Annotated in this window: 10 protein-coding genes; all 10 read right to left on the bottom strand. The window is 37.5% G+C overall.

From position 1 onward, the window contains the following. Positions 1-333 precede the first annotated feature (333 nt). Positions 334-1,482: an alpha-hydroxy acid oxidase gene (locus tag DYR29_RS01105; protein ID WP_213278844.1), complete on the bottom strand. Its 1,149-nt coding sequence runs from the start codon at positions 1,480-1,482 to the stop codon at positions 334-336. 3 nt (positions 1,483-1,485) lie between these two features. After that, positions 1,486-2,871 (bottom strand): FGGY-family carbohydrate kinase, encoded by a 1,386-nt coding sequence (locus tag DYR29_RS01100; RefSeq protein WP_213278843.1) that lies wholly within the window; start codon positions 2,869-2,871, stop codon positions 1,486-1,488. Between the two features lie 347 nt (positions 2,872-3,218). Then, positions 3,219-4,499 carry a TIM barrel protein gene (locus DYR29_RS01095; protein ID WP_213278842.1) on the bottom strand — a complete coding sequence of 427 codons (1,281 nt, stop codon included), beginning with the start codon at positions 4,497-4,499 and terminating at the stop codon, positions 3,219-3,221. 224 nt (positions 4,500-4,723) lie between these two features. Further along, positions 4,724-6,826 carry a bifunctional aldolase/short-chain dehydrogenase gene (locus DYR29_RS01090; protein ID WP_213278841.1) on the bottom strand — a complete coding sequence of 701 codons (2,103 nt, stop codon included), beginning with the start codon at positions 6,824-6,826 and terminating at the stop codon, positions 4,724-4,726. Positions 6,827-7,044: 218 nt separating this feature from the next. Next, complete coding sequence (locus DYR29_RS01085) at positions 7,045-9,123, bottom strand: RagB/SusD family nutrient uptake outer membrane protein (protein WP_213278840.1); 2,079 nt, start codon at positions 9,121-9,123, stop codon at positions 7,045-7,047. A 19-nt stretch (positions 9,124-9,142) separates the two neighbouring features. Further along, a complete protein-coding gene (locus tag DYR29_RS01080; protein ID WP_213278839.1) occupies positions 9,143-12,181 on the bottom strand; it encodes a SusC/RagA family TonB-linked outer membrane protein in 3,039 nt (1,012 codons plus the stop codon). A gap of 289 nt (positions 12,182-12,470) precedes the next feature. Next, positions 12,471-13,559 (bottom strand): L-rhamnose/proton symporter RhaT, encoded by a 1,089-nt coding sequence (gene rhaT / locus DYR29_RS01075; protein WP_213278838.1) that lies wholly within the window; start codon positions 13,557-13,559, stop codon positions 12,471-12,473. Between the two features lie 149 nt (positions 13,560-13,708). Continuing rightward, positions 13,709-14,872 carry a glycoside hydrolase family 88/105 protein gene (locus DYR29_RS01070; protein ID WP_213278837.1) on the bottom strand — a complete coding sequence of 388 codons (1,164 nt, stop codon included), beginning with the start codon at positions 14,870-14,872 and terminating at the stop codon, positions 13,709-13,711. Between the two features lie 39 nt (positions 14,873-14,911). Next, complete coding sequence (locus tag DYR29_RS01065) at positions 14,912-16,717, bottom strand: rhamnogalacturonan lyase (RefSeq protein ID WP_249413578.1); 1,806 nt, start codon at positions 16,715-16,717, stop codon at positions 14,912-14,914. 146 nt (positions 16,718-16,863) lie between these two features. Continuing rightward, positions 16,864-19,641, bottom strand: a complete 2,778-nt coding sequence (locus DYR29_RS01060) for a glycosyl hydrolase (RefSeq protein WP_213278835.1) — start codon at positions 19,639-19,641, stop codon at positions 16,864-16,866. Positions 19,642-19,652: the final 11 nt, after the last annotated feature.

Here is a 19,652-nt window from a genome sequence, read left to right as displayed (position 1 = left end):
ATCATAAAAAAATTCGCAAAGCTGTCTTTGCGAATTTTTATTTTGAAGTGGTCATTTTTTTAACTCAAAGTTTTATTTATCATACTGCCTATTGTAAGTGAGCAAAGAATGGAATCAATAAATTGATTCTAATAAAGCTAACTTCATCAGCAACTTTGTTGCAATACTTTGCTTCCTTAAATAATGCATTTTACTATTTTAAATCTTCGTTTAAAAATATTTTGGAATCCGCAAACAGAATTTTACATTTTGACTAAAGTCAATAAGAATCTGTTACAATGAAAAACGGGCTAAAGCCCGTTCCAATTGAATATTAATATAACCTTAAAAATTTTATTTCACTCTGAAGTTTTGCAAATCTTCCGGTTTTTCACAGCAAACCTGTTCCATCACCTGTCTGAACTGCATTTTAAGCATTTCAATAATATGGTCACCGCCTTTGTCACCTAAAGCTCCTATTGCATACATGAAAGTCCTTCCCATAAAGGTAAATTCAGCACCACAACTTAAAGCGCGGGCAACATCCGGGCCGGTTCTTACACCACTGTCCATCATAATTTTGATCTGACCTTTATATTTTTCGCTGATTTCTTTCACTACAGCAATCGTAGATTCACCCGCATCAAGCTGTCTTCCGCCATGATTGGAAATAATCATTCCGTCGAAACCTAAACGAACTGCTTCTGCGGCATCTTCGTCTGAAGCGACACCTTTAATGACTAATTTTCCTTTCCATTTGTCACGAATCGCCTTGATTCTGTCTGAATTCAATCTGCCGGAAAAGGTAGAATTCATAAACTGTCCTAGCTGTTTCACATTCATATTTTTATCCATATACTTATTCATCGTTGCAAAACTCGGAACACCATGTTTCAGCATCTCTAAACACCATTGCGGCTTTACCAAAGCCTGGGAAACATTTCGGAAATTAATTTGAGGCGGCATTGATAAGCCATTTCTTATTTCTTTTGCTCTGTATCCAAAAGTCGGAACATCAGCCAAAACAACAAGTACATCGTATCCGGAAGCTTCACAACGGTCGAGAATATCATCGCGCAGCCATTCTTCTTTCGGATGGTATAATTGATACCAGGCTTTTCCCTCTGTTAATTCGGAAATTCTTTCAAGACTGCTTGTTGTAACTGTACTTAATATGAAGGGAATATTATGTTTAAAAGCAGCTTTTGCCAAAATTTCGGGAGCATTGGGCCACATCAGTCCCTGTAACCCAACGGGAGAAATTCCGAAAGGCGCAGAATATTTTACTCCAAACAATTCAGTTTCCATGTTGGTTTCACTGTAATTATTCAGATAACGTGGACGAAGAAGAACTTCTCTTAGTTCGCTCGTATTTCTGTCCCGGTTTATGTTTTCATTGCAACCGCCATCCAGGTATTCGAAAGCGAAACGGGGCATTCTTTTTTTTGACTTTTCGATTAAAAGTTCAAGCGAAGCGTAACGGGTATCAAATGGAAATGCCATGTTTTATAAATTAAGAATTAACGGTTGAAGCACTTTCATCTGATAATGCTGCTGTAAAAAAGTTTCGTCTATTTTTTTGTTCGAAATCACCATGGAAGCTCCCAATGCAGAACCCAGCGGAGAATGTGTAGACATCACATTGTAATGCTGAAAATGATGAGACATAAGCTTCATAAATACGTCATTATCAGTGAATCCGCCATCGATATAAATGTTTTCGATATCTGAATTTCCGATTGCATTTTTGATGGTATGAATCTGTAAATCCATCAGTTCTATCATTAATTGATGATATGCTTCTTCAAAAGTAGTGAATGATTTTAAATCTGTTTCACTGATCATTTTTCGTTTTAAAATAATTCCTTCAAAGCGAAAATAGATATTTTTATTTTTCATTAAGCGCAAATACAAATCCTGATCAAACTGCACTTCTCTGTGGAAACCATATTCTTTTCCGTAATAAGCACATAGTTTTTCAATCTGGATTTTGTATTCATTTCCCATGAAAAAACGGGATGCTTTTACACGTTTCCCATCAATTCGCATGTAATTCAGGCAATTATTTTCTATATCTTCATCAATTAGGCTTTCATCATTAAAAGGATTTAACGAAATACTCCAGGTTCCCGTTGAGAGAAGTAAAAACGGTTCTTTTTTGCTTAAAATATAAGGTAATAACGCTGAAGAACTGTCGTGAATCCCAACACCGATTTTAATTTTTTTATTTCTGTAAGAAGTATTGATACTCGCAGAAGTCGGCACAATTGGTGGTAATAAAGCGTCTATTTCTTCTTCATACACCCAGTCGTGATAGTCAGCTTTGTCGTAATCCCACAAATTGGTGTGACAGCCTATTGAAGTAAATTCCGACACACAAATTCCGGTAAACAAATACGATAAATATTGAGGTAAATGAAGGCTGTGACGGATTTTTCTGAATATTTCCGGATGCTTATATTTCAGCCAGAATAATTGCAGACCTGAATTAAGCATTCCAGCCTGGGGTGATGCTGTTTCACGGGCAATTTTCTGTTTGCTTCCATGCTTTTCATAAAATAAATCAAGAATTTCCTCATCCATCGGTTTGGTGTAATTGTACAATGGAGTCAGAACATTTCCTTTCTGATCCAGATGCACAAAACTTGCTCCATATGTGGAAAAATTGATGGCTTTTACTTCATATTCTTCATGATCAAGAATGGCATTAAAATTATCTTTTATCCAATGCTGCAAGGCTGAAAGGTCTTCCGCAGGATAATTATCTTCATCAGTAATGAGTGGTAATTCTGTATATTCCCGGACAACTTCTTTATAATTCTTATCGAATAAAAAGAACTTTTTATTGGTCTTTCCAATATCAAATACAATGGTTACCTTTTTTTTAGACATTTCTGGGATGAATTTTTATTTTTTGTCATTGCAACAACGAAGCGGCAAAGCAATTTATTTTTTTTGTTTTAACACAAGTGACGCTACTATCTTCACAAATGTCACAATGCTGATTTGTGATATTTGATTCGTGTTTCAATAATTTTAAATTTAGTTATTGAAACACCATTAAGGAGTGTTCAGATGATACGATGAATTAAGAAAAAATCCACTTATTTCTTAAGCAGCAAAAAGCAAGATCCTACCTCCAAACACTTTCAACCTTAATGATAAAAATATAAGGATACATATAATAAAAACTTTCGATTGCACTCAAAAGTTGAAATTATCAATTTTAAAAAAGGGTTTTATAATCCCGTTGCTTTGGTTTCTAGGCCTCTTTCAATAATTAAATTTTCTCTCACCTTTAAACTCCTGTAAGCTGCGATCGGATCTAAAGCAGCACCTTTCTGCAATCTTGCAGCTCTTAATAATGGACGAACATCTGTTCTGTAGGCGTTTTGCAAAATATCCTGCGCACCAACGACATCATTATTCAGCTGAGCTGTTTTTAATGCTTTCTGATCAACCAAAAGTGCCTGTGCATAAGCAATTAGGATAGCTTCCAGAGACTGTAATAAATCTTCCAACGGATCTTTAATATTATGGCTTGCATCGATCATCCAGGCCGGATAAGGGTTTTGAGGATTATTTTCCATTCCGTATACCAATTCATTGAAAATCAAGAATAAAGCATAAGGTTTAATGGAACCTACCGTTAAGTCATCATCCCCATATTTGCTGTCGTTGAAGTGGAAACCTCCTAATTTTCCTTTGTACATCAAGGTTGCAACAATCTGCTCAATATTGGTATTCGGTAGATGATGGCCTAAATCTACCAACGTATAAGCTCTCTCACCACAAGCATTTGCCAACATAAACGAAGTTCCCCAATCCTGAATGGTTGTTGAATAAAAATTCGGTTCGTAAGGCTTATATTCAATGAAAAGTTTCCAGTCTTCAGGCATTTCTGCATAGATTTCTTTTAAACTTTTCTCTGTGTTTGACAATGCTGTCTGAAAATTCAATTGTCCCGGAAAACTTGCTCCGTCCGCCAGCCAAACCGTTAAGCTTTTTGAATCTAATTCTTTTCCTATCCTGATCACTTCTTTGTTGTGTTCTACGGCATAGGCTCTTGAATCTTCGTTCACAGCGTTCAAAGAACCGAATTTATAAGAGTGTTTAGCGCCTGCCTGATCCTGGAATGTATTAGAATTCATGGCATCAAAAACAAGTCCGTGAGATGCAGCTACTTCTTTAATGGCCTTCACATCAGTTGGAATATCCCATGGAATGTGTAATGAAACAGCTCCTGCAGAATGTGTTAAAGTATGAATTAAACCTACATCATCTAATTTTTGCTCTAAAGAAGAAGGCTCACCACCATAAGAAAATCTTCCAAAACGGGTTCCTCCCGCTCCTAAAGCCCAGCTCGGAATAGCCACCTGGAAATCAGCAATTTTGTTGACAATCTCAGCAACATTAGCTCCTGATTTTGTTAATTTATTTTGTAGAAAATCGAAATCTGTCGTAAAGTTTTCAATTTCTGTTTTGTTATATTGTTCAATGATATCTTTTCCTATAATCATGCTTTGATTTTTTGAATTGATTTATAGATACAAAAGCTTTTTATTTTTAAACACTTTAGAACACTTAAGCTTTTAAAAAGTTTAAATCAATGAAAATAAAAAGTCCATATAAGAAGAAAATCAAAGATTTTCAAAAAACTTAGGTGCTCTTTTTTACATTTTTATAGTTAACTTAATAAACTTAAGTGTCAAAAAACGCTTTTGTGGGTACTGTTTTTAATCTGTTATCTTGGGAAAGCATTTGCCATCCCTCCATCTACATTGATGATGTTTCCTGTGGTTTTATCTAAAATAGCAACGCATGCAAAAACTCCGTTTGCAATATCTTCAGGAAGGATAATTTCGTTTAATAAATTTCTCTTTGCGTAAAATACAGGCAGTTCTTCAACAGAAATTCCGTTTGCTTTTGCACGGCCTTCTGCCCAGGCTCCTTCCCAGATTTTACTCCCTACAATTACCCCGTCAGGATTTACAACATTTACTCGGATTTTATCTGTTGCCAACTCTGCTGCCAATAATCTTGTCATATGCTGTTGAGCAGCTTTTGCAGTTCCATATGCCACGTTATTTGGGCCGGCAACCAATCCGTTTTTACTTGCAATATTAATGATATCTCCTCCCAAGCCTTGCTTTTTCATGATCTCCACCCCATTTTTAACCATCAAAAACTGACCTTTCACCAAAACATTTTCCAATAAATCCCAGTCTTTTGTAGTGGTATCTTCCAAGGATTTGGAAATCGCCAAGCCAGCAGAATGAACAATGATATCTACTCCACCGAACGCTAAAACTGTGTCTTTAAAAGCATTAGCAATAGCCTCTTCATTGGTTACGTCACAAGTAACTGCTACAGCCTGATCCTTACTGTATTTTTCTGTAACAGAATCTAAAGCTTCCTTATTCAGGTCTGTAAAAACAACGACTGCACCTTCCTGAATCATTTTGTCAGCAATAGCCTGCCCTATTCCACCTCCAGCTCCTGTAACAACAGCAATTTTTCTTGACAATGGCTTTTCTTTAGGCATTCTTTGCAGTTTCGCTTCTTCAAGCAGCCAATATTCAATATCAAAAGCTTCCTGTCTTGGTAATGAGGTATATTCTGAAATAGCCTCTGCTCCACGCATTACGTTGATTGCATTGACGTAAAATTCGCTAGCTACACGGGTAGTCTGTTTATCTTTTGAGAAACTGAACATTCCTACTCCCGGATAAATGATAATCACGGGATTCGGATCACGCATCGCAGGGCTGTTCGGGTGTTTACAGTTTTCGTAATATGCTTTGTACTCTTGTCTGTATTGTTGGAAAAGAGGAGTTAATTTTTCTAAAATAGCTTTAGAATCACTTAAATCTTCATTTTTATCTAGAGTTAAAACTAATGGTTGAATCTTAGTTCTTAAAAAGTGATCCGGACAGGAAGTTCCAAGTGGTGCTAAACGCTCCAAATCATTACTGTTTATATATTCCAGAACCACATCACTGTCTGTAAAGTGACCTATCATTCTGCTTTCGGAAGAAGCCAGACCACGTAACAACGGCATCAACTGAGCTGCTTTATTCTTGCGCTCATCAGCTTGAAGAGATTCTACTTTTTGACCACCGAAAACCTGTCCTTTTTCTTCGATTTTTCCAGCAATATATTCAGAAGCCATTTCGATAACTTCCAAGCTGTTGATGTAACATTCATAAGAAGTATCACCCCAGGTAAATAATCCGTGGCTTCCTAAAACAATTCCTCTGATTCCGGGATTATCATTTAAACATTTTTCCAATTGTAATCCTAAGTCGAAACCCGGACGCTGCCATGGAACCCAGCCCATTGTATCACCCCAGATTTCTTTTGTAATTTTTTCGCTGTCTTTTGCGGCAGCTACCGCAATTAAAGCATCCGGATGAAGGTGGTCGATGTGTTTGAATGGAAGTAAACCATGTAAAGGTGTATCAATGGAAGGTGCTTTACTGTCCAGATCAAAAATACAGTGATTGAATAAGCCCACCATTCTATCCTCATCTGCTAATCCCTGGTACACATTTTTCAGGTTTCTTAATCTTTCTGTGTATAATCCGGCAATCCCTTTTCTTGTTAGTGTTCCGATGTCACCACCCGAGCCTTTCACCCACATCACCTCAACATCTTCGTTAGTTAAGGGATCTTTTTCGATGGTTTTGCAGCTTGTATTACCTCCTCCGTAATTGGTAATTCTTAAATCTGCCCCTAATATGTTTGAGCGGTATAAAAATAAAGCCACCTGATCATTTCCGAAAGATGCTGCTTTGCTTTCATCCCATAAATAGTCTACGTATTTGAATGTTTTTACTTTTTCCATTGGTTTACTTATATTTCTGAATTTCTATCCAAAATTAGACTGTAATATTTTTTACAGCATCCCGTACTATACTGGTAAATACTGTATTTAAAGATAAATTAATGTTTAAATTCTTGTCAGTCAATTTATCTTTATAAAACAATCCGGCTGAGGATATTTATAATTACTATTTTGTGATTAAAAAGATTGGTTTAAAATATACTTTGAGGTTAATTTGATTAATATCCGGGAAGCTGAGACAGATTTGGATTATCAACTAACGGATGACCTGCCGCCTGTGCTGCAAAAGGCAGCAATTCTGTTTTATTCGGTATAAATCCATAGAAAAGGCCGTCTCCTCCACCTTCTATCCAGTTTGGATACGTTCCTCCGTTTTCAGCTGAACCGGTTGGTTTGGTATAGATGATACTACCGATCTGAAGCTGGCCTGCAGCAGCTCCGATAAATCCGGCTGTCCTTTTTGCATTGCTGTTAAATGTACTGTTATAAGCCTGGAACATATTCGCAGGATACCATTTATCATCTGTTGTAGTGGTTTGTCCGTGTGTTACTGCAATATCTCGTAATGCGGTCTGATAATTCTCAAAGCCTGCAGAACTTGTGGGAACATTAGTAATTACTGCAATTTCTGCAGGGTTCGTAATATCAATATATTTTAATGCTAAAAACGGATCACCATAAATCTGTGCATTTTTTTCCAGCTTATAAAGTCTGTAAACAGGTGTATTTGCATAGGCTCCCGTTTTGTTTGAAAGGTTTTTCATCGCTTGTTTTGTTGCATCAATTTCGCTTGCCAAACGATTCATACGAATCAAGTCTGTACGAAGATTAAACTCTCCTGCAAATTCCCATTTACGTTCCTGAACAATAGCGGCTTCAAATGCCTGATGACCAGACGGAGCAGGTACAGAACCAATTCCTGCACGGTTTCTTACCTGCATTAAAGCAGTGGTTCCTGCAGCGGTAGGTCCGCCGTTTAGATAGTTCTGAGTTTCTGCATACATTAATAAAACATCTGCATATCTTAAAACAGGAATATTTAAATTACGGGCGTCTGCAGCCTGGGGCGCAATACACCATCCCATTCTGAATTTACCTGACAGGATACATGAATATGTAGTTCCGGCATTCACCCAGGTGTCACTTGCATTACCATTGTTTAAGAAATATACACTGTAAGAAGTACAAGAAACGTCCCTACGTGTATCTCCCTGATTAAAAGACAAATAATAACTAGGAAGAATGAATTGCAATGCCTTTCTAGATCCATACGTTCCTCCACGAGACCCTTCATTAGCGTAGACTCCGAAAGATGAGTTTGTATTTGCCCCGTATTCTGCAACCTGCCAAAGAATCTCAGAGTTTGTGACTGAAAATTTCCTTTGGCAGAAATTGAACCACAAGGCTTCAAAACCACTTTTACCGCCCTGAGCCTGAACCAAAGAATTGCTTCCTCCGTTAATAATAGCCGCACAGGCATTATCCGCAATCTGATACAACTCCTGAATTCTGCTGTTATCACTACGGCGCGACATCATGGCTCCACTTCCGGTATTCAGATCCCAACGAAGGGAATATCCTGCTGCGTAAAGAGCAATTCTTGCCAATAGGGCATTCACTGCATGTTTTGTTAAACGTTCTGTTGTTGCATATCCACTTTGTCCAAAACCTGGAACGTTGACTACGGATTCCTGAAGATCAGCAATGATATGATCATAAATTTCGTCTCTTGAAGTACGTTTTGGATACAATGTATTCGGGTCATTCGGATCCATCTCATCCAAAGGTTTAAAAACTGAAGGAACGTCTCCGTAAACACGAATTAAATTATAATAACAAAATGCACGGATGGCCTTAACTTCAGCTAATAAAGCATCACGTTTTGGGCTTGCTTCCATTTTGCTTAATCCGCTGATTGCAATATTTGTTCTTTCAATAACGGTATACATCGCAGAGTAAATTCCTGTTACCGTATTGGGGGTATATGCATCATATTGATAGTTGGCAATATTATATTTGGAATTATTGGTAGAGCCATCTTCTGAAGAATGGGTTACTGTGTCTCCGGCTCCTAACTGATAATACATTTCTGTTGGAACTATACCTCTGTAACAACCCAGAACAAACATTTCTGCAGTATCTATATTTTTAAATACGGATTCTGTATCCAATGAATTGTAAGCGGGTTGATCCAGAAAATCGTCACTGCATGAATTCATCGCTAAAACAGCAACGAAAATTGAGGGAAGAATGACTAATTTTCTTAGAAACATGGGAGTATTATATATATTTTTCATGATTTTAAATATTACATCATTAAAAAGTTAAATTAAGGCCAAGAACATAGCTTCTCGAACGGGGATACGTAGAACTGTCATACCCAGGTGTAATAGTCACCCCGCTTGCTGCAGAAACTTCAGGGTCATAACCTGAATACCCTGTAATTGTTGCTAAATTGTTAACGGTAAAATAGATGCGGGCATTGGACAACATTACTTTATTCAAAAATTCTTTAGGAAAAGAATATCCTAATGTCACCTGGGCAATTCTCAGATAAGAACCGTCTTCTACATAGTATGATGATGGGTAGGCAATATTTGAAGTGTTTGTATTGCTTAAACTCCAAAGGCTTGAGTCTTCGTTTGGATTCAGTTCTTTTAATCTTACTAAATTGGTTGTTGCCAGCCCCGTATTAGGATCAATCAGATGATAATAATTATTCCCGAATTCTGAAGGAACATTCTGGAACATCGCATATGGGCTTAAGCTTTGTTTAGTGGCATTATAAATATCATTTCCAACGCTAAATTTCATAAATACAGCCAGGTCAAAACCTTTGTAAGAGAAATTATTACTGATTCCTCCGATAAAGTCCGGAGTACCGTTTCCGATCTTCTGCATTTTTCTTGTAAACTGATCTCCTGATTCATTATCAGCAGCAAATTTCATATCGCCCGGTTTAGGAGTTCCGGTTGCAGGTTTTACAACGCCCGGCTTTAAGGTTAAAGATCCGTCCGAATTTTGGGTAAAGTCATCCGTAGTGTAAACTCCCTGATAAATATACCCGTACATATCTCCCAGTTCTTCTCCTACCGTTGCATAGTAGGTCACCATTCCCGTTCTGCTGCCTCCTACACTGAATGTTTTATTCAGTTGTCCGTTCTCAAGAGAAAGAACTTTAGATTTGTTAAAAGAGATATTAAGATCTGTCGTCCATCTGAAGTTTCCGGATTTTACATTCACCGTATTTAATGTGAATTCCATCCCTCTGTTTCTCATAGAACCGATATTCTGGTACTGTCTCGAATATCCTGAAGAAACGGGAAGTACACTTTCGAAAAGCATTTTGCTTACGTTATTATGATACCATTCGGAAGTCAATTTAATTCTGCTATTGAAAAACGCCAGATCTACACCAATATTGGTAGTTCTCAGCTCTTCCCACTGAAGATCACGATTTCCCCAGTTTGTACTGGTAACGTATGCCGGATATCCCTGAGTATTGTTTATTGGATAATCTGTAAGCAAAACATTGGTTCTCCATAAGTTATTAGAGACACCATTGTTACCTGTTACTCCATATTCAATTCTTAATTTAAAATCATTAACGATTTTATCAATCTTATGACCCTGCCAGAAATTTTCCTGAGAAACACGCCATGCACCTGCTACAGATGGAAAGTACCCCCAGCGGGATCCTTCTGCAAATTTTGAAGAACCATCCGCACGTATTGTTCCTGTAATTAAATAGCGATTATCATAATTATAATTTACCCGGGCAAAATAGGAAAGTAAGCTGTTGCTTGATCTATCTGTATTTTTATCGGCAACCGTTGCGTTGGCAATATCATCCAGTCCGAAATTAGGATATGGGAATTTTGTAAGTTTCATGCTGCTTCCCTCGGATTCTTCATACCAGATTTCGTTCCCTATTAAAGCATTTAGTTTATGTTTTTCACCCAACGTTTTATTATAATTCAAAGTATTCGTGATCTGATAACGGAATGTTTCTGCATTGGCGATATTGCCATTGATCCCTGTGTTTATAGGATCTGTGAGGAACGCACGGGAGTTTTGATCTGAAAATGATGTTGATTTGCTATTTATCCAGCTATATTGTCCGGCAGTTCTCCATGTGAAGTTTTTCAGAAAGTCAAATTCGATACCTGCATTGGCTACGAATGTTCTGGTACGCTTGTTTGAAGTTGAAGCCTGGGTTTCTATGTATGGGTTTTCTGTATCGAAACCAGAGTCCAGCGCTGAAAAATCCGGGAAAGTCTGAGTGTTGAACAAATGATCCTGGTTAAATAATGTACCACCGGTAATAGGCTGAAGAAGAATTTTTTTCATTCCTGAATAAGCTCCTCCACCGTTTACAGAATTGTTCGTAAACATGGTATTGAAATCTACTCTTACCCCTTTATACAATTCTGAATTGATATTGGCACGTAATGAATTCCTTGTCTCACTATAGTTTTGAAGCAAACCATCCTGTTTATTGTAATTATAACTGATGAATGCCTGTGTCTTATTATTTCCTACAGAAACGTTTACGTTGTGGTTCTGAGTTAATCCCGTTCCTCCCAGCATTTTTTCCTGCCAATCTAATGCAGAAGCAGATCCGTAGCGATTGGCAATTCTCTGATTGGCACCGGAATAGAATCCCGGTGCATCGGTTCCCAGATTATTATCAAAAACATTACTCCACGCTGATGGTTTAGACTGAAGAACTCCCAATTCGTACTGATACTTTACATATTGTTCCACATTGGAGAGCACATCCAGTTTCTTTGAAAGCATATCAAATGACATGAAAGTATTGTAGGTGATAGTCGTTTTTCCTTTCTTCCCACTTTTAGTTTTAATAACAATAATACCGTTGGAACCACGAGCTCCGTAAATGGCAATGGCAGAAGCACCTTTCAGTACATCGATACTTTCAATATCATTGGGATTAATCACATTCAAAGCGTTATCCAATTGGAACCCGTCTACAATATACAGCGGATCGGAACTTTGAGTTATGGAGGAACCACCTCTGATCGTAACGTTGGCATTGGCACCCGGAGCACCACCTGCTGTTACGATATTCAGACCTGATGCTCTTCCCTGCAGCGCCTGTAAAGCATTCATTGCCGGTGTAGCTGCCAAATCTTTTGCAGAAACTGAAGAAACAGATCCTGTTAAGTCTGACTTTTTAACTTTACCATAACCGATAACAACCACTTCCTCAATATCTTTTGTGTTTTTCACAGAATCATTTACCGTCTTTTGCCCCCAGACAAAACTTGTTGAAAGCATAAATGCCGGAAAGACGATTCGCTTTATATTTTTATGTTTAACTATTAAAGACATATGTTAATTTTTATGTTACCAAAATACACCGTTACAAAAATCCGGGCATCCTGCAATATCCTGTATTTAAATATTAACGATTTACCACAATCAGCCACGATATTTAAGTTATATTTTAAAATAAACAACAAAACAATTGTAAATCACTAATTATTTTATAAAATACTTAACTAAACCGCGAATTAAAAACCCCTCTATTTTTAATAAAAGACACTGATTTTTCAGTGCCTTTAAAAGAGCTAAAATTCTAACTCTGAAACTATATGAATGGATGAATGTGAAATGAATTTTATCGTAAAGAATTTCCGTATCCTACAATCAAAATAGAAACAAACATTACAATCATTCCTCCAGAAATGGTTATAATTGTTTTTTTGGAAACTCCTTTCCATTCATTGATGATAATTCCCCATAAATTGGCAATAAAAATGATAAAGGCCATGTGTAAAATCCATGAGCTGGCGCCATTTCCCATTTTACTTTCGCCCATACCATAAAAGAAGAACTGTAAAAACCACATAGTTCCGGCAAGTGCACAGAAAATCAAGTTACGCACCACCGGTACGTTTCTTTTGGTATAATCGGTATAAGATTTATTTTTAACAGCTAAGTACAAACACCCGATCAGATTGACTGCCATACCACCCCAAAGCACAACAATGTAGGTTACATTATTTTGAAAAAGGAATTCTCCCTGATCCGGGTTAGCTATTTTCCAGGCTTCATTGGCTACGATTGCCATTGGCTTTCCTGCTTCCAGTCCGAAGTTAAAACATGCACTTAAAACACCGGATATGATAGAAACGATTAATCCCAACCCGAATTTATATTCCGTTTTTACTTCTAGACCATGAGGATCTGTTGAATCGGTTTGTAACTCTTTTTCTTTCATCATTCCTGCTTTTCCACTAATGATGATTCCGATGACACAAACCAGAAGTCCCAGCAAAACAAACTGTCCCCATTGGCTGGAAAACAGCAAACCGATATTGTCTTTTCCTGTTTGTGGAGAAAATTCATAATAAATGGAAGGAACGAGTGATCCAAACACCATACAAAGCCCCAAAATAATGCTGCTTCCAAGTGCTACTCCAAGATATCTAACGCCCAAACCATAAGTAAAACCGCCAATTCCCCACAAAGCACCAAACAAAAACGTCAGCCCCAATATGGAAGAGCTTTCATTCTGAATGATTTCCCAAAAACCGGGAATGGTAAGAAATGCCGCAAGAGGCGGCACAATGATCCAGGAAAAGACGCCTCCAATTAACCAATAGGTTTCCCAGGACCAGCCTTTTACTTTTTTATAGGGTAAATAAAAGCTGCCTGAAGAAAAACCTCCTAAGAAGTGAAAAAAAACTCCTAATAATGCATTCATAATTTATCTTATGGATTGAATTTGAAAATTAATACTATGAAATCGATTGCGCATCTTGTAGTGTCATGTTGTAATATTAGTTTCTTAACGCTCCTGCTTTCTAAATCGATACATTCACTCAGTGAAAATTAACTATTTTGAATATTCGTTTATTTTAATTGATACACTTCACTTGCAGCAAGCAACAGACAGCCTAAACCATAATCTTCAAAATCAGGCTGCTTATCAATGGCAAGCGGCTGACCGTCTTTAGGTTCTTTTCCTGTTCCCTGAACCCAGCCTAAAAATCCATTCGGCTGAACAGAATCTTTTACAATTGCGCTCCAGGCTTTTACGAGAACGGGTAAATATGTCTTTTTATCAATCAATCCTTTATTAAGCCCATAGGCCATTCCATACACAAAGAGAGCGGTTCCCGTCATTTCTTTACCTCCGAAATTGCCAGGATCATGCAGACTTACATCCCAAAAGCCATCTTCCCTCTGAATGGGTAGCAAAGCTGATAACAGATCTTTATAATCCTGTAAATATTCCTTATAATGCGGATCAGATTCCGGGGTATCTTCCAGTGTACGCGCTAAAGCTGCAACTACCCAACCGTTTCCGCGGCTCCAGTAGCAATCTTCGCCATTGGGTTCTTTATAAGGGGGAACGAAGCTTTTATCCCGCCACCAAAGTTTGTCTTTTGGGTTATATAAACCATTTCCTCCATGCTTATATTTCGTAAAGGCATACATCTCATAATTTTTATCGAAATATTTTTGTTCACCTGTAATTCTGCCCAGCTTTGTAAAAATCGGCATTCCCATTTGGAGCGCATCAATCCACCACCAGTCATCTGATTTTTTAGAGGCAATCATACTGTCCATAGAAGCTTTGACAAATTTTATTCTTTCCGGATTTTTTTTGCCGTCAATTTCATAAAGATCCAGATACGTTTGTCCGCAAGCCTGGTTGTCTGCGTTACGGGTATAGGTACCGCGCATCATGTCCCAATTGTGTTTTTGAGACCAGTCGATGGCGTAATCGTAATACTCTTTTTTAGGATCTATTTTATACAGAGCCATCAGTCCTTCATAGTAAACAGCCCGTGTCCACAAATTACTTGGCCATACTTTTTTTCCGACAACTTCCTTTCCCGCGTCCGGCCATTTGTTCATGAAATATTGATTTGCCCTGCGTGAAACGTCCAAAACTTCTTTTTTATCCGGAAGATTAACGTTTTTTGCCACCGTTTGTTTCTGAACTGAGCAGGAATATAAAACTCCAAACATCGACGCAAAAAAAACGCCTCTCATTAGTACTTGCTTCATAATTATTTTATTTTAGATAATTAAAGGATTAAGGTTGATTTAAGGTTTAACTGTATAAATATTTGGCAATGGAGCTTTTGAAACAGATTCATCCAAATAATAATCAGTATGAGGAGGCTGGTTGTAGCCTACATTTTGCCAAACAATACTCAATCGGTATTGCGGATTATGCATCATCGTATACAAACGGTGCTTCGTAGGAATGGTAGAACTGAAAACCCGAAGTTCCTGATTATCTGATGTTCTGTAAATCAGCTCTTCCCGCCAGTCTCCAAATAAATCGGCAACCAGAGAAGGATTTTTCTTAGTGCCATTGTTAGATTCGCACTGAAAATCCTTAGCATCAAAAATGAGATTGGACTTTTCTTTATTCCAATCCCATTTTGACACAGAAGTTCCGTCTAAAATTTCGCTTAAAAAATCCCCATCCCAATAAATTCCCATATTACAGGCAGGATTTTTATCACTTATTTTTCTTCCTTTAGTATCGTAAATACCTTTCACACCAGCTCCTGAAGCCCACGATTCTGAACCTTGATAGCGGGGATCAATATTTAAGGACAGTCCTCTTCCCGGTCCTTGAAATTTGCCCTGTTTACTATAAATCAAAGAAGGTAGTTTCCATAAAACCTTACCCGTTGCACCTGCTCTGAAATGGGCACCCGCATCATCAAATCTTTCCTGAATATCAAAAATTTCCAATCCCGCAGAGGAAGGATCCAGATCACCAACGTGCAGTGCATCACCGTGACCAAAGCCCGTGCTATTCAAGACTTTTCCGTTATTATCAACCGTCATTGCACCAAAAATAATTTCATCTTTTCCATCATTATCTACATCGGCAATGCTCAGGTTATGATTTCCCTGACCACGGTATTTTTTATTTTCTTTTGAACTTTCCGTATCAAAAAGCCATCGTAAACTGAGTTTTTTATCCTTATAATCCCAGGCAGCGATTGCCGTTCGGGTATAATAACCTCTCGACATAATAATGCTGGGTGTTTTGCCATCCAGATAAGCAACTGCACCCAAAAACCGGTCTACCCTATTTCCTTTCGCATCGCCCCAGGTTTCGGTAAGCTGTTCCGGAGTCGGATTCAAGCTGCCCTGAAATCTCGGAACAATATAATGAACGGTATTAATTTCTTCGCCTGTTTCACCATTAAAAACAGTCAAATATTCAGGACCGGAAAGGATAAACCCGTTTTCATTCCGGTAATCTTTGGAAGGGTCCCCGATGAATTTTCCTTTACCATCTCTGCTTCCATCTGCCGTCTTCATAACGACTTCTGCTTTGCCGTCCTGGTCTAAATCATACACTAAAAACTGTGTGTAATGCGCCCCTTCCCTGATATTTTTTCCTAAGTTAATTTCCCACAAGAATTTTCCGTTCAGTTTATAAGCCTGAATAATGGGTTCATCTGTAAAGCCTTTCTGACTGTTGTCTTTGGATTGCCCCGTCTGATGAAGGATAATTTCATATTTACCATCTCCGTCAAGATCGGCAACAGAAGCATCGTTGGGCGTATATCCCACCGGAGTTCTTAAAGGAATTGAAAAATAAGGTTTTTGATTAGCAGCATACTTCGCAGAATCCTGATCAATCTCCCGTTCCTGGGTATTGGATCTTACGAAATAAGTGTAATTCTTTGTTTTGTCTGCCGTTGTATCTAAAAAACTGGTTTCGTTAAGCAATGGTTTTTCGTTCAGCTTTTTGCTTTTATTATTTTCAATACGATATAGATCAAACTGAATATTCTGAGGTTCTGTACCCAGTAAACGCCAGCTCACAAAAATTCCTGTTTCTGAAGGTACTGCAACAATTCCTCTTTTTAAATACTCCATTTGCCTTTGTGCTGAAAGGAGCTGTGAAAAAAAAATGATCAGTACAATAAAGTTATATTTTATATTCATAATTCTGAACTATTATATTAATATATAATTCAATCGATTGCGCAATTTATTTTGATATACTTTTCTTTATATGAATTCTATTTTGAAAAATATAATGGAAATAACTGAATTTGTCCATCCAATCCGGAAGGCTGAATTTTCCATCCAGAGGCATCAAAAGCTTTATAATCAATATTTACAAAATTAATTTCATGATAATTACGCCATTGAATTTTATTCTGATCCATGTAACGGATTCTATTTGCCATCAAATTGCAGACTTCAATCTGAATGGTATTTTTCCCTTTTTTCAGATATTTCCCAATGTTGATTTCAAAAGGAATACTCCAGACAATCCCAGCTTCCTGACCGTTAACAATTACTTTTGCACTTTCATATAGTTTATCGAATTTTAAAAGATAATCGTCTGCTTTTTTATTCTTCAAAACTAATGTTGTTGTATAAACACCGGTTCCTGAAAAGCTCTGTGTTGCAGAATCTTCTGAAAAGTTCGTCCAGGGTTCCGGATTTTTTAGAATCCTTGATTTTGGACGTTCGGGACCGCCTTCTTTGAAAGTCAGCTGCCATGCTTGATTTAAACTGATAGGGGAATCTATTTTTTCAATATAATTCCATTTTGCAATGGAATGATCAACAGATTCACTATTTTTAAAAAATAAAGATTGTCCGGATTTCAGTTGAATTCTTACAGAATTGTTTTGTATTTCCGCAACTCCGAAATCTCCGTTTTCCGGATTCATGATCACGGCTTGCTTTCCTGTATAGTTTAAAGGAATAAACTGATTAATGTCCTTTGCAGTATGATTAACAATGAAATAGTATTTTCCACCGTCAAACTGTCTCCTCACAAACCTCAATCCGGTTTCCGTTAATTGTTCTTTTTGTATTTTTAAATATTCCAAGCCTTTTTCAATATCAGAACTTAACACAATTTTTCCTTTTCCGAAACTCGCAGTTTTTATATTTTCTCCGTGATCCTGAAACTTGATCTGAGCCCACAATGATTTCAGTTCTGCTCTTCTTTTTTCAACTTCAAAATTTCCGGGAATATCTTTTGGCTCATTTTGAAAAATAACCGAAGCGCCATTTTGAGCTAATTTGAGAATATAATGTATCGTAGTTTCCGGCAAATAAGTTAATTCAGGAATAATTAAAACCCGGTAAGAAGATCCTTCTTTTGCAGTCTGAATTTTCTGGTTTTCCGATTTGGATTCGCCAATCATCTTGTCAGAAATCATATCAAGAGCATAGCCCATTTTGCTTAGCTTCGTTAAATTCTTATACATTGGAGTTGGCTGCAGCCATTTTTCCACGTTATGAACTTTAAACGCGATATCTTTTCCATTCGGATTAGCCCATTGGTCATAAATTGGCCAGTATATCAACAGTTCATTATCAGATTTCCCGCTCTGCAAAACACTTTGAGTACGGGCAACATAAGAATTTAATCCCATTAAATGTGGCCACAAACTGTTTTCCGGAACAAAATTAACCGAAGCGTAAAAAAGCCATCCCGGAAAAGGAACATCGGCCGGTGTATATGTTGTACCATGATAAAAAACGTGATTGATTCCAGATAGAAAAACCTGCTCCACTTCGGGTTTTGCTTGCGACCAGGAGGTTTTAAAATGCTCTGTAAGCCATGTAAAAGTTTCATTTGAAATTAATTGTTTACCTCTAACATTGGCAGCCGATGAAGCAAATTTCAGCATATTAATATCCGGTTGATCAGATTTTTGCACATCTGTACGCTCTCTTCTCAGCCCCGGAATATCAAAAACCGTACTTCCAAAAGTCTCAGACTCCGGAATATCGACTGCAGCATACAAGTCCAGTAAATTTCCTGGCGATCCGTGGGCCTGGTTGGTATTTTTGGAATTTTTGGAATGAGCCCAGTTTGTAAAATCCTTAGTAAAATTGCTCAAAATCAATTCGCTCAGGGTTTCCCTGTAATCTGACTTAATTCTACCCGTCATCTCGTTTTCTTCGTTACTGACAAGATATTTAATGTATGGACTCAAATCATATCCTCTCCTTTTTTTAAATTCACTTTTAAAATCAGGGGTCCAGTCAGCATTATAAACCTCATAACTGTCATTGAAAAAAGAACGGATTCCATAGTTTGAGTTTCCAAAAGCTTTATCGAAAGTTTTAAGATAATCTTTCGTTGCATCAGGTGAAAAATGATCTAGTGTATACCCTTCACCACCTGGAGCTGCACGTTTTACTTTTTGTAAAGTTTTGCCTGTAAAAACAGCATAAATCGTCCATTTCCCGGAATCCGGCTTCCAGTTGAGAGAGCCGTCATTTGCTATTTTATCAGTTAAAACAACTGCTTCATTTTTCTCATTGTAAGCCGTTACAATATCTAATTTTATTGTTTCTAAATTCTTCTGTTTTTCATCATTCAGAATGATTTGCTCTGAAAATTTTTCGCCTGATGAAATTGTGTATGTCTGAACAATCATTTTTGTAGCGGCATCTTCTTTGTCAACCTGCGAACCACCGATTGGCCAGCCTGTTCCTACAGCCATATCAACTCCCATGTTCAAACTTTTTGCTTTGCCTGTAGTGAATTGAAGCATTTTCATCCACTCCGGAGAAAGATAATTGATGTACTGATTTTCAAAACCTTTTGCTCCGTAAATGGGAACGATTTCTATGCCACCGAAACCTGCTTTATTAAGTGTTGTCAATTCTTTATCCAATCCTTTTTCGCTGACAGCATTTCCCATCCACCACCATCGTGTCCACGGCTTTGCCGTTTCAGTGGTTTTTGGCCACGGATTTTGTGCAGGAAGATTCCCAAACGCAAAACAAAATATGCCTGCCTTTACTATAGATTGAATATTCATTTTCTTACTTT

Source organism: Chryseobacterium indologenes (genome assembly GCF_018362995.1).
Taxonomy (GTDB): domain Bacteria; phylum Bacteroidota; class Bacteroidia; order Flavobacteriales; family Weeksellaceae; genus Chryseobacterium; species Chryseobacterium indologenes_G.
The sequence above is the reverse complement of the archived record's forward strand: the minus strand, read 5'-3'. Positions and strand labels throughout refer to the sequence as shown.